The sequence below is a fragment of the Streptosporangium roseum DSM 43021 genome (assembly GCF_000024865.1).
Taxonomy (GTDB): Bacteria; Actinomycetota; Actinomycetes; order Streptosporangiales; family Streptosporangiaceae; genus Streptosporangium; species Streptosporangium roseum.
In genome coordinates, this window is the sequence record NC_013595.1 from 1,583,563 (window position 1) to 1,595,163 (window position 11,601).

Consider the following 11,601-nt stretch of genomic DNA (forward strand, 5'->3'; position numbering starts at 1 on the left):
ACTCAGGCTCCAATCTCTGTGCGCCAGCTCCGCTTGGCCTGCCAGCCGAGCAGCCGGCCGGCTTTGGCGGAGGAGAAAGCGGGGGCCGAGCCGGTCAGTCCGGCGGCGAGTCCCGCGGTGGCGGGGTTGATCCGGGGGAGAAGCCCGGCCAGGGGTTCGCGGGCCAGCGCGTCGGCCGCGCTCGCGAAGAACACCTCGCCGTTGGGCAGTTCGGGCAGCTTGTCCAGCAGGGTCAGCACCAGCTCGGAGGCGTCGCGGGCGTCGATGTAGTTGAACAGCGACACCCCGGCGATCTCCGGCCGGTCCAGCCGCTCGGCGATCGTGTGCCCGGACTGGGTGGGCGCGCCGGCCCATTCCTCGGGCGCGACGACGAAGCACGGCCGCACCGCCGCCAGCATCGCCTTCGAGCCGCGCGCGAACGTGCCCATCACCTGCTCGGCGACCAGCTTGGACAGGCTGTAGGCGTTCCAGGGGGCGACCGGGTGATCCTCGTCGATCGGCAGGTAGGAGGGGGTCCAGCCCGCGGTGCCGTACCCGATGACCGTCGGGCTGCTGGCGATCACGATCCGCTCGACCCCGACCCCGGTGGCCGTCTCGCACACGTTGAACGCGAGCTGGGTGTTGACCCGGAAGGTGAAGGAGTCGGTCCGGCTGAACGGGGTGGCGATCGCGGCCAGGTGCACCACGGCGTCGGGGCGGAACCGCGACATCACCCCGAAGGCCTCGCCCAGGTCGGTCAGGTCGGCGGGAAGCACGGCGGCGGCCACGGAGGGGGTGCCCGGCGCGGTGTCCACGCCGATCACCTCGTGCCCGGCCTCGGCCAGCGCGGTGACCACGCTGCGGCCGAACCGCCCGGCGCTCCCGGTGACCAGAGTGCGTGTCATCGCGGGCTCACCCCTTCACCGCTCCGGCCGACATGCCCTGCACCAGGTAGCGCTGGATGACGGCGAAGACCAGCACGACGGGCACGGCGGCGACGACGCCGCCCGCGGCCAGCGCGCCGAAGTCGACGCTGAACTCGCCCAGCGTGTAGGCGAGGCCGACGGGCACCGTGAACTTCTCCTGCTCGTTGACGAACATCAGCGCGAACAGGAAGTTGTTCCAGCTGTGGATGAAGGCGAACGAGCCGACCGCGACCAGCGCCGGGCGCAGCAGCGGCAGCACCACGGCGAAGAAGGCGCGCAGCCGGCCGCAGCCGTCCACCCAGGCGGCCTGCTCCAGCTCCACCGGCACGTTCTTGATGAAGCCGCTGATCAGGATGAGGGAGAGCGGGAGCTGGAAGACCGTCTCGGCGATCACCAGACTCCACAGCGAGTTGACCAGGCCGAGGGTCCGGAAGATCTCGAACAGCGGGATCAGCATCATGGCGCCGGGGATGAACTGGGTGCAGAGCATGCCGAGCATGAACAGCCGCTTGCCGCGGAACTCGTAGCGGGCCAGGGCGTAGCCGCCGGCCAGCGCGATGACCGTGGTCATGATCAGGGAGGCGGCGCCGACCATCAGGCTGTTCTTGAAGAACATCGCGAAGCCGAGCTCGTTCCAGACCGTCGCGAAGTTGTCGAACGTGATCGGCCAGGGCAGCAGCGAGCTCGAACCCCGGGGCCGGAACGCGAACACCAGCATCCAGTAGAAGGGGACGAGCGTGAACAGCAGGTAGAGCCCGAGCGGGACCCAGATCTGCCAGCGGCTGACCTTGTTCCTCTCGCCACCTCTGAGCCGGGGCTCCGGTGCGGACGCGGCCAGCCGCGGCCGATGGACCGTCTGGACTGTCATGTCTTCGCTCCGAACTTGCTCAGCCGCAGATAGGCGATGGAGAAGAAGGTGAGGATCAGGAAGGCGGCGGTCGTCAGCGCCGAGCCGTACCCGAAGTCGTGGGACTGCACGGCCTTGCCCGCCACGTACAGCGGCAGCGTGGTCGTCGCGTGGGCCGGTCCGCCGCCGGTCAGGGTGTAGAGCAGGTCGACGTTGTTGAACTCCCACACGCAGCGCAGCAGCGTGGACAGGATGATCGCGTCCTTGAGGTGGGGGAGGGTGATGTGGAAGAACCGCCGCCGGCGCGAGGCGCCGTCCACCGAGGCCGCCTCGTAGAGCTCGCCGGGGATGCTCTGCAGGTCGGCCAGGAGCAGGATGGCGAAGAACGGCACCCCGCGCCAGAGCTCGGCGAGCACGGCCGCCCAGAAGACGGTGTCGGGGTTGGCCAGCGGGGCGGCGCCGTACTGCATGATCCCCAGGTCGGCGAGGTAGCGCGAGACGCCGGTCGTCGGGTTGTACAGCAGCACCCAGATGCCGGTGGTCAGCACCCCGGACACCGCCCAGGGAGAGAACACCAGCGCCCGTGACAGCCCGCGGCCGACGAAGCTCTCGTTCACGATCAGGGCCAGGGCCAGGCCGAACAGCAGCTGCAGGACCACCTCGACGCCGACCCACTTGAGGCTGAAACCGAGGCTCTGCCAGAACAGCGGGTCCTCCAGCAGCAGCCTGCGGAAGTTGTCCAGCCCGGCGAAGCCGTTGTCCCAGGGCTTGGTGACGTTGTAGTGCTGCAGGCTGTAGTAGACGACGCTGGCCATCGGGTAGACGAGGAAGCCGAGCATCCCGGTCACGGCGGGGGCGATCAGCAGGTAGGGCGTTCGGGCCGCGCGGCCTGGTCGGCGGCGTATCCGGGGATCCGCCGTAGTGATTGCCATGGCCGGCAACTCCTTCCGATTCGGCGTGAGGGACTTTCGGCGCCAGAGGCTGCAACCGGTTGCATGAAACATTGCGGACATCGGAATGCAACGTCAAGGGCTCAATTTGGTAAACCCCCGCTTATCAGCGGATTTGTCGGCGTTGACAGGCTGCACGGCACCGCAACCGGTCCTACGGTGCTCCGGACGGCTGGATCATGCGGCGTTGACAGGGATGCAACCGTTTGCACTAATGTGCAGCAGAGCGCGACAAAGGAGCACAGTGGCAGCGACGATCAGAGACGTGGCGCAGGCATCGGGAGTCCATGTCTCCACCGTGTCCCGCACCTTCTCGGCGCCTCATCTGGTGAACGCCGAGACGCGCACCCGTGTCCTCGCCGTCGCCGAGAACCTCGGCTACCGCCCCAACCGCGCCGCCCGCGCGCTCACCACGGGCCGGACCCACAATCTCGGCCTGATCGTCGCCGACATCTCCAACCCCTTCTTCCCGCCGCTCATCAAGGCCGCCCAGGCGCACGCCAGGGCGCGCGACTACCACGTCTTCGTGGCCGACACCGACGAGGACCCGCAGGTGGAGGAGGAGCTGATCCAGACCCTCACCAAGCAGGTCGACGGCGTGCTGCTGTGCAGCCCGCGGCTGTCCAACCGGGCCATCGAACGGCTCCGCGCCGACGTGCCGTTCGTCGTGGTGAACCGGCGGGTGAAGGGCATGCCGACCATACTGATGGACGTCGGCCAGGGCGCCCGGCTCGCGATCGAGCACCTGACCCGGCTGGGCCACCGCAGGATCGCCCTGCTCTCCGGGCCGGGCGGCTCGTGGACCAGCGGGGAGATGCGCGAGGCCGCCGCCGCGATGGACGGCGTCGACCTGGTCATCCTCGGCCCCAACGCCCCCACCGAGCAGGGCGGCCTCGCCGTCGCCGCCGAGGTGATCGCCTCCGGCGCCACCGGCGTGCTCGCCTACAACGACCTGGTCGCGATCGGGCTCATCGAGGGGCTCTACGAGCGTGGCGTGCGGGTCCCCGGCGACATCAGCGTGGTCGGCGTCGACGACATCGTGTCCGGCCGGCTGAACCGGCCGAAGCTGACCACCGTGGCCATGCCCACGGCCGCCGCCGGCCGGATGGCCGTGGACCTGCTGCTGCAGTCCGTCGACGACGGCGCCACCCCCACCCTGATCACCCTGGAGACCGGCCTGGTCGTCCGGGAATCCACCGGAGAGGCGCGATCGTGAACTTCGGAACCACCCCGTCGGGGGAGAAGGTCGAGCGGCACGTGCTGGCCGCCGGGCGGATGCGCGCCTCGGTGCTCGGCTACGGCGCGATCCTGCAGTCCCTGGAGGTCTCCGGGGTCAACGTGGTGCTCGGCTGCGACACCCTGGAGGACTACCTGACGCGCAGCCGCTACTTCGGCGCGGTCGTCGGCAGGTACGGCAACCGCATCGCGGGCGGGCGGTTCACCCTCGACGGCGTCACCCACAGGCTGCCGGTGAACAACGGGCCCAACAGCCTGCACGGCGGGCCGGGCGGGTTCTCCAGTCGCGTGTGGCGGGTGGCGGAGGTCTCCGGCACGGCGGTGACGCTGGAGTACGTCAGCGCCGACGGGGAGGAGGGCTACCCGGGCACCCTGACCGTCTCGCTCACCTACACGCTGACCGAGGACGCGCTCCGGCTGGACTACCGCGCGACCACCGACGCGCCGACCGTGCTCAACCTGACCAACCACTCCTACTTCAACCTCGCCGGGAGCGGCGACGTCCTCAAGCACGTTGTCCGCATCGACGCCGACCGCTACCTGCCGGTGGACTCCTCGCAGATCCCGACCGGGGAGCTCGCCCCGGTGGCGGGCACCCCGTTCGACTTCACGACGCCCCACGAGATCGGCGCGCGGATCGCGGACCCGCGGCTGGGCGGCGGCTACGACCACTGCTACGTCCTGCGCGGCGGCATCGAGGTCGTCGAACCGGCCGGCGGCCGCGTCATGGAGGTCTCCACCACCGAGCCGGGCGTCCAGTTCTACTCGGGCAACCTCCTGGACGGCGTCGCCACCGCGTACGGCAGGCACGCCGGGCTCTGCCTGGAGACCCAGCACTTCCCCGACTCGCCCAACCGGGAGCACTTCCCGTCCACGGTGCTGCGCCCCGGCGAGGAGTTCGCCTCCACGACCGTCTACCGGTTCCCCTGACGCCGCGGGGGTGTCCGGACCGGGGCTGGGGAGGTCCCCCGGCGAGCAGGCGAGACTCGCGCCCGGCGGACCTCCCGCGATGGAGATCCGGGCGGAGTCTCCCCGGGGAGACGGGGGCCTAGGCTCTGGCGGCCGCGGCGTTCTCACCGGTGAACGCGGCCACGGCGCCCAGGCCGATGTAGACCACGCCGCTGGTGACGTCCAGGCGGCGGCGGGCGCGGGCGGAGCGGCGCAGGCGGCCCGCCATGGCCGAGGCGAGCAGGGCGAAGGCACCGTCACTGGCCATGCCGAGCGTGATCCAGATCACGCCGAGCAGCAGGATCTGCGGGGCGATCGGACCCCGGGAGGGGTCGGTGAACTGGGGCAGGAAGGCCAGGAAGAAGATCGCGGTCTTCGGGTTGAGCACGTTGACCACGAAGCCCTCCCAGAACATCCGGGACCGGCTCGCGACCGGCGGCCCGGCCGCCTCGGCGTCGTCCGGGCGGGACATCAGCTTCCGGATGCCCAGCCAGACCAGGTAGGCCGCGCCCAGATACTTGACCACGGCGAACGCGGTCGCCGAGGCGGCCAGCAGGGCGCTGACACCGAGGGCGGCGGCGGCCACATGGACCACGGAGCCGAGGTGGATGCCCAGCACCGACACCATCCCCGCGCCGCGGCCCTGGGCGACGCTGCGGGTCACGATGTAGAGCACCGCGGGACCCGGCACGAGCAGCAGGGCCAGGGGCGCGGCAGCGAAGAGGGCGAGCGTTGTCAGATCGGGCATATCAGGATCTTAGACTCGCCCGCTCTCTGATCGCCCGGGCTTTTCCGCGGGCCTCCTCAGCGGCCCTTCGCCGCGCGGAGCAGGTACGACGAGAGGACCACGACTCCGGCCAGTGCCTGGGCGGCCAGGAAGCCGCCGAGCGCGGACGGCTGGGCGGCCAGCGCCAGCGCCAGCGGAAGGCAGCCCAGCACCGCCAGGTCGACGCCGGTCAACCCCCACAGCACCGGGCCGGTGGGCACCGCTCCGGCCGGCGTCTCGATGATCGGCATCGCGTGGTCGACGGGGCTCCGCCGCGCCATCCGCAGGCCCGCGGCGGCCAGGACGGGAGCGGCCGGCGGCCCGAAGAGCCACCACGGGCCCTCCGCGAGCGTGCCGGCCAGGACCAGACCGGTCAGGGCCAGGGAGAGCCAGACGGCGCTCAGCAGCGCCGGCAGCAGCGCCCGCGCGGCGAGGGCGGCGCGGGCGTCGACGCCGAGCAGGCGCGCGAGACTCGGATTGTCCCTGTCGCGGCGCGCACCCGAGGTGCCCGCCACCGCGGCGGCCAGCGCGCCGGCGAGCAGGGCGCCCACCGTGATCGCGGTGACGCCCCCGGAGGCCTGGGCGGCCAGCGAGGGGAGCGCGGCGGCTCCGAGCAGGACGGCCGGCCGTCCAGGGCGCCGGCCCAGGCGGCGCCAGTCCTGCCAGGCCAGGGCCAGCGGGGCGGGCAGCGGCGGCCACGGCCGCGAGCGCAGGGCACGCCCTCGCCAGTGGTTGTCCTCGGCGATCCAGGTCAGGGCGCCGGGGTCCATGCCGACGGCCGCGCCGGCCACGTGACCGGCGCGGGTGGAGGCGGCCAGCAGGCTCCGCGCCGGGATCCGGGCCAGGGACGACCACGCCCGCCGTACGAGCAGGGCGGCCGCCACCGCGGCCACACCCGCCAGGGCCGCGCCGAGCGTCACGGGCGCGGACGCGACGGAGGGGAGGATCCGGCGCGCGGGCCCCGACGCCGACAGCGCCGCGACCCCCGCGAGCACCGTGATCGCGACGAGAGCCACCTGCAGCCATGAGTTCCAGGTCTGCGACGACTGCGAGAGCACGGCCAGCGCCATGCCGCCGGCCGCCGCCGACACGCCCAGGACCACGGCGGCGACCAGCCGCACCGCCAGCTGGTCGGGCGCGCCCAGCACGGCGAGCAGGCCCACCCCGAGCGCGGTCCCGGCCAGCACGGAGATCACGAGGAGAAGCCTCGCGGTCCGTCCCAGCACGCCGCGGCGGTCGAGCGGGGACAGCACCAGCCAGGCGGCGTCGGAGGCCGGCACCGCGACCGGGCCCACCGCGCGGGCGACGGCGAGCAGGCCCGCGTAGACCAGGGCGACGAGAGCCACTCCGGCCCCCATCCGCGACGGATCGGCCTGCCGGGCGACGGCCGCCAGCGCGGAGGAGGCAGGCTGGGCCAGCACCGCTGCCCCTATCGCCAGCCCGAACAGGGCGGTGTAGCGGTCCAGCCAGCTCGCGCGGGTACGGCGGCGCGACCGGATGAACGCGCGGACCTCCGAGACGCCGCTCACGCCCTGCCCCCCGGCTGCCCGTCTCGCGGATGCCCGTTCCCCGGATGCCCGTTCCGGGGGTGCTCGTTCTCCAGGTGCCCGTCTCCTGAGTGTCCGCTCCTCGGGTGCCCGTCCGCCGGGGGCTCGTTCCCGGAGGGCCCGTCCGCCGCATGCCCGTCCGTCAGCACGACCTGGCGGGCCAGGGTGGCCTCGGCGAGCCGGAGGTCGTGGGTGGCCATGATCACTGTGCCGCCGGCGGTCGCGTACTCCCTCAGGATCGTCGCCAGGTGCTGCCGGAAGGTGGAGTCGAGCCCGCGTTCGGGCTCGTCGAGCAGGAGCAGCCGGCTCGGCCGGAGCAGGGCGTTCGCCAGCGAGAGCCGCTGCCGCTGGCCGGTGGAGAGGGTCAGCGGCGAGGCGTCCGCCCGCCGCTCCAGATCGAACAGTTCCAGCGCCGCGTCGACCTCCAGGCGGGGCGGCGTGTGGACGGCGCGCATCAGCTCCAGGTGCTCGCGGACCGTCAGTCCCGGGTACCACGCCGGTTCGTCTCCCACGAGGACGACGTCACGCCAGAAGGCGGCGTCGTCCCTCGGCGGGCCCCCCAGCACGTCGAGCTCTCCCGAGAGAGGGGACTGCAGCCCGGCCAGGCAGCGCAGCAGCGTCGACTTCCCCGCGCCGTTCGCGCCGATCACGGCGACGATCTCGCCGGGTACGGCCGTCAGGCCGACGTCTCGCAGAACAGGGTTGCCGCCGAGATCCACCTCGATGTCGCGGGCAGTGATGATCGGTGTAGGCACCGTTTGAGCGTAGCCAGTGCCGGTCCCGCCCGCGCGCCCCTGCCACGGGTGGAACGGCCACGAGCGGTCTGCGACGGGTGGCCTGCCACGGGCGGGTCAGGTACGGGTGGAACGGCCACGAGCGGCCTGCCATGGGAGGGCGGGTACGGGTGATCTTCCGAGGGCGGCTCTTCCACGGGCGGCCTGTCGCGAGCGGCCTGCCGCGGGCAGCTCCTTCACGGGCGGCCTGTTACGGGCGGATCGCGGAGACCAGGGCGGTCAGCAGGGCGGTGGTCGCCGGAGGGACGGGTGGCTCGCCGTAGGTGGCGGCGTAGACGTGCCGGGTCGAGCCGGGCAGCTCGATCGCGTTGACCTTCGGGTGGCGGTGCGCCTGCAGCGCGAGGGCGGGCAGGGCCGTCACCCCGATCCCGGCCGCCACCAGGGCCTGGACGGCGACGATGTCGTCGGTCGTGAAGGCGATCTCCGGCTCGAAGCCCGCCTTGGCGCACAGGTCGAGCAGGTGGCTGCGGCACCGGTCGCAGCCGCCGATCCAGCGGCTGTCGCGGTGCGAGAACAGGTCTCCGGTCCGGCCGGAGGTGACCAGGAAACTGGGGTCGTCCAGCAGGTGGACCAGCCGGATGCCGTCGTCCTCCGGGGCGGTGTCGTCGTAGCGGAAGATGACCGCCACGTCCACGTAGCCCGCGCGGAGCATCCGCAGGGCCTCGGGTGGCTCGGTCTCGGTCAGGCGCAGCTCCAGGCCGGGGTGGTCCCTGGCGAGCAGGGCGGCGGCCTCCGGCACGAACGTGCCCAGGGCCGAGGGGAAGGCGGCCAGCCTGGCGCGGCCCGCGCGCAGGCCCACGTGGGCGGAGAGCTCGGCGGACGCGGAGTCGATGCGGCCGACGATCTCGGTGGCCCGCTCCGCCAGCAGGCGGCCCGTCTCGGTGAGCCGGATGCCCCGGCCGGCCCGCTGGATCAGCTTGGCCCCGGTCTCGGCTTCGAGTTTGGCCAGGTGGTGGCTGACCGAGGGCTGTGAGTAGTGCAGCTCCCTGGCCGCGGCGGTGACCGATCCGTGCCTGGCCACGGCGGCGAGCACGCGGAGCCGTACGACATCGAGCATGTATCAACATTATCTATGAATAAAGAGCAAGATAGACATTAGACGGCATGTATTGTCCGGCGCACTCTTGAGACATGGGAATCATGACGCTCGCCCGTCCCGGCTTGGCGGAGCTGGTCGCGGGAGTCCGAGAGCTGGTCGACAGATCCGCCACCCCCCGGACGACGGCTTTCGCCGTGGCCGACATGTTGCGTGAACGGCTGCCCTCTCCCGAGATCCTCACCGAGGAGGAACGTCTGGGAGACCCCGGCCACTACATCAGCCACCCCCTCCACACCGAGGCGGCCTTCTCGATCATGGCGGTCGTCTGGCGGCCCGGTCAGGAGACCGTGATCCACGACCACATCGCCTGGTGCGTGTTCGGGATCCTGCAAGGGGTCGAATACGAGACGCTCTACCGCCTCGACGGAGACCATCTGACGGAGATCGGCCGGACGGCCAACCAGGCGGGGGAGGTCAGCGGCTTCGCCCCGCCCGGAGACATCCACCGGGTCCGCAACACCGGCGACAGCACGGCGATCTCCCTTCACATCTACGGCGCCGACCTCGGCGCCGCTCCGAGCAGCATCCGCCGGGTCTACGACCTGCCCGTCCGCTGACATCCGCCGGCTCTCCCCCGGCAGGTGCGCGCCAGTCACCTCCAAGTCGGCGACAAGCCCCCGAGGCCACGATGAGGGCGTCCCGGTTTCTCCGGAAAGGAGCGAGTCATGCGTAAGATCACGCGCCTGTACATGCTGGTCCTCGCCACGGCCGTACCCGTCTTCTCCGTGCTGCTGTCCGGCACCGCGGAGGCCATCCGCATCGCCAACCACTGCGAGCCGTCGTCCCCTGACGGTGTTTGAGCGGTATGTACGGCACCGCCGGATCAGGGTGATCCGGCGGTGCCTCATACGGGCTGTCCACTGCCGCAGGCGCGGATGGCACGCCGAGGCCGAGCGGTGGGCGCGGCGGGCGACCGAGGCGGCGCGCCAGGCGGATCTGGCCGGGCACGCGACGCTCCTGGTGGATCTGGCGTCGCTCTGGCACGGGCTCACGCGCTACGCGGAGGCGCATGAGTGCGCCCGGATGGCAGTGGAGTCGTCGGCCGCGGAGCCCCCCGGCCCCGGCCGCGACGGACCGCTCGCCGACGCGCTGGTCCGGATGGGCGACGTCGAGCGCCGGCAGGCCAGGTACGCCACGGCCGAGGCGCACCTGCGCCGGGCGTCCGGGCTGGTGGACGAGCCGGACCGGGAGCGGGCCGCGACCGTGCGGCTGGCCCTGGGCGTACTGTGCAAGGAGACCGGCCGGTACGACGAGGCCGAGACGCACTACCGGGAGGCGCTGGCCTGCCTGGAGCGGCACGGAGCCGACCACCCGATGCGCGCCGACGCCCTGCACAACCTCGCGGGGCTCGCGCACGCCCGGGGCGGCGGCGATCCCGCCGGAGAACACCACGCGCGGGCCGCGATCGAGATCCGGCAGAGAGCGCTCGGCCCTCACCACGACCACGTCGCGGCGGATCTGGCCGTGCTCGGCGCGGTGCTCGCGGACCAGGGCAGGCACGCCGAGGCGGCGGAAGCGCTGCATCGGGCCATGAGCATCTTCCGCGAGCGCCTGGGAGCCGATCACTACGAGGTGGCGGTGTGCCAGGTCAACCTGGCGCACCTGGACGATCTCCAGGGCCGCGCGGAGGAGGCGGGCCGACGCTACCGGGACGCCCTGCGCATCAAGCGCCGCGCCCTCGACCCGGGCCACCCGGAGGTGGAGCGCCTGTCCGCACTCGTGAGGGCACGGCCCGGGTAGGGGACCGCGGCCCGGGTCAGCTCTCCACCTCGGGCTTGCGGTCCTGGCGGAGGCTCTCCTTGATGGCCTCCAGGCGGGCGGCGCCCTCGACGTCGATGGCGGCGCGTTCGACCTCGATCATCCGGGCCTCGACGGAGTTGGAGGTCAGCTCGGCCTCGCCGAGGGCGCGGGCGTAGCGCTTCTCGATCTTCTCGCGGACCTGGTCCATGGTCGGGGTGTCGCCGGCGGGGGTGAGGCCGGACAGGTCGCCCATGGCCTTGTTGAGCTGCTCCTGCATCTTGGCCTGGTCGAGCTGGGAGAGCAGGCGCATCCGCTCGGCGATCTTCTTCTGCAGGGCCATGGCGTTGTTCTCGACCGCCGCGCGGGCCTGGGCGGAGGACTGCCTGGCCCGCTCGTGCATGAGCTGGACGTCCCCCATCGCGGTCTCGGCCGCCACCAGCCGGGAGGCGAAGGCGCGGGCGGAGTCCTCGTAGGACAGCGCCTTGCGCTCGTCGCCCGCGGCCCGCGCCTGGTCGGCCAGCAGGACCGCCTGGCGGGCGTTGGCCTGGAGCTTCTCGGTCTCCTCCAGCGAGCGGGCGAGCTTCATCTCCAGCTCGCGCTCGTTGCCGATGACCGCGGCCGCCTGCTGGGACAGCCGCTGGTGCTGCTCCTTGGCCTCCTGGATGGCCTGCTCGATCTGGATCCGCGGGTCGGACAGCTCGTCCAACCGGCCGGACAGGGCGAAGACCATGTAGCGCCAGGCCCGGCGGATGACCTTGAACATGGGGGG

13 protein-coding genes are annotated in these 11,601 nt (G+C 72.2%); 5 read left to right on the forward strand and 8 right to left on the reverse strand.

Annotated features, from left to right (window positions below):
* Positions 1–2: 2 nt before the first annotated feature.
* Genes SROS_RS07205 through SROS_RS07215 form a run of 3 tightly spaced genes read right to left on the reverse strand, consistent with a single transcriptional unit; the run spans position 3 to position 2,684 of the window.
* Entirely contained in the window at positions 3–884 is an 882-nt protein-coding gene (locus tag SROS_RS07205; RefSeq protein WP_012888237.1) for an NAD-dependent epimerase/dehydratase family protein, read from the reverse strand.
* Positions 885–891: 7 nt separating this feature from the next.
* Positions 892–1,773, reverse strand: a complete 882-nt coding sequence (locus SROS_RS07210) for a carbohydrate ABC transporter permease (protein ID WP_012888238.1) — start codon at positions 1,771–1,773, stop codon at positions 892–894.
* Positions 1,770–2,684 carry a carbohydrate ABC transporter permease gene (locus SROS_RS07215; RefSeq protein ID WP_012888239.1) on the reverse strand — a complete coding sequence of 305 codons (915 nt, stop codon included), beginning with the start codon at positions 2,682–2,684 and terminating at the stop codon, positions 1,770–1,772. Before SROS_RS07215 ends, SROS_RS07210 begins: the two co-directional genes overlap by 4 nt.
* 262 nt (positions 2,685–2,946) lie before the next feature.
* On the opposite strand from SROS_RS07215, the gene SROS_RS07220 reads away from it, so the two are divergent.
* Together SROS_RS07220 and SROS_RS07225 are read left to right on the forward strand one after the other, a co-directional pair.
* Positions 2,947–3,918 (forward strand): LacI family DNA-binding transcriptional regulator, encoded by a 972-nt coding sequence (locus SROS_RS07220; protein WP_012888240.1) that lies wholly within the window; start codon positions 2,947–2,949, stop codon positions 3,916–3,918.
* On the forward strand, positions 3,915–4,868 hold the full coding sequence (locus SROS_RS07225; RefSeq protein ID WP_012888241.1) for an aldose epimerase family protein: 954 nt from the start codon (positions 3,915–3,917) through the stop codon (positions 4,866–4,868). The genes SROS_RS07220 and SROS_RS07225 overlap by 4 nt, the downstream gene beginning before the upstream one ends.
* 118 nt (positions 4,869–4,986) lie before the next feature.
* Here SROS_RS07225 and SROS_RS07230 read toward each other — a convergent pair whose 3' ends face one another.
* From SROS_RS07230 to SROS_RS07245, 4 genes are all read right to left on the reverse strand, one after another.
* Positions 4,987–5,634, reverse strand: coding sequence for a LysE family translocator (locus tag SROS_RS07230; protein WP_012888242.1), 648 nt, complete (start codon positions 5,632–5,634; stop codon positions 4,987–4,989).
* A 56-nt stretch (positions 5,635–5,690) separates the two neighbouring features.
* On the reverse strand, positions 5,691–7,181 hold the full coding sequence (locus SROS_RS07235; protein WP_012888243.1) for a DUF6297 family protein: 1,491 nt from the start codon (positions 7,179–7,181) through the stop codon (positions 5,691–5,693).
* Entirely contained in the window at positions 7,178–7,954 is a 777-nt protein-coding gene (gene ccmA, locus SROS_RS07240) for a heme ABC exporter ATP-binding protein CcmA (RefSeq protein WP_012888244.1), read from the reverse strand. The genes SROS_RS07235 and ccmA overlap by 4 nt, the downstream gene beginning before the upstream one ends.
* 229 nt (positions 7,955–8,183) lie before the next feature.
* Entirely contained in the window at positions 8,184–9,050 is an 867-nt protein-coding gene (locus SROS_RS07245; protein ID WP_012888245.1) for a LysR family transcriptional regulator, read from the reverse strand.
* A gap of 74 nt (positions 9,051–9,124) precedes the next feature.
* Between SROS_RS07245 and SROS_RS07250 the strand changes: the two genes are divergently transcribed.
* From SROS_RS07250 to SROS_RS45760, 3 genes are all read left to right on the forward strand, one after another.
* The gene (locus tag SROS_RS07250) at positions 9,125–9,649 is read left to right on the forward strand and encodes a cysteine dioxygenase family protein (protein ID WP_148268976.1); all 525 of its coding nucleotides are present in this window, start codon (positions 9,125–9,127) and stop codon (positions 9,647–9,649) included.
* A gap of 108 nt (positions 9,650–9,757) precedes the next feature.
* Positions 9,758–9,892: a hypothetical protein gene (locus tag SROS_RS53790; RefSeq protein ID WP_012888247.1), complete on the forward strand. Its 135-nt coding sequence runs from the start codon at positions 9,758–9,760 to the stop codon at positions 9,890–9,892.
* On the forward strand, positions 9,885–10,832 hold the full coding sequence (locus SROS_RS45760; RefSeq protein ID WP_148268977.1) for a tetratricopeptide repeat protein: 948 nt from the start codon (positions 9,885–9,887) through the stop codon (positions 10,830–10,832). The genes SROS_RS53790 and SROS_RS45760 overlap by 8 nt, the downstream gene beginning before the upstream one ends.
* A 16-nt stretch (positions 10,833–10,848) precedes the next feature.
* Here the strand turns inward: SROS_RS45760 and SROS_RS07260 are convergent, their stop codons facing one another.
* On the reverse strand, positions 10,849–11,595 hold the full coding sequence (locus SROS_RS07260) for a PspA/IM30 family protein (protein WP_012888249.1): 747 nt from the start codon (positions 11,593–11,595) through the stop codon (positions 10,849–10,851).
* Positions 11,596–11,601 lie beyond the last annotated feature (6 nt).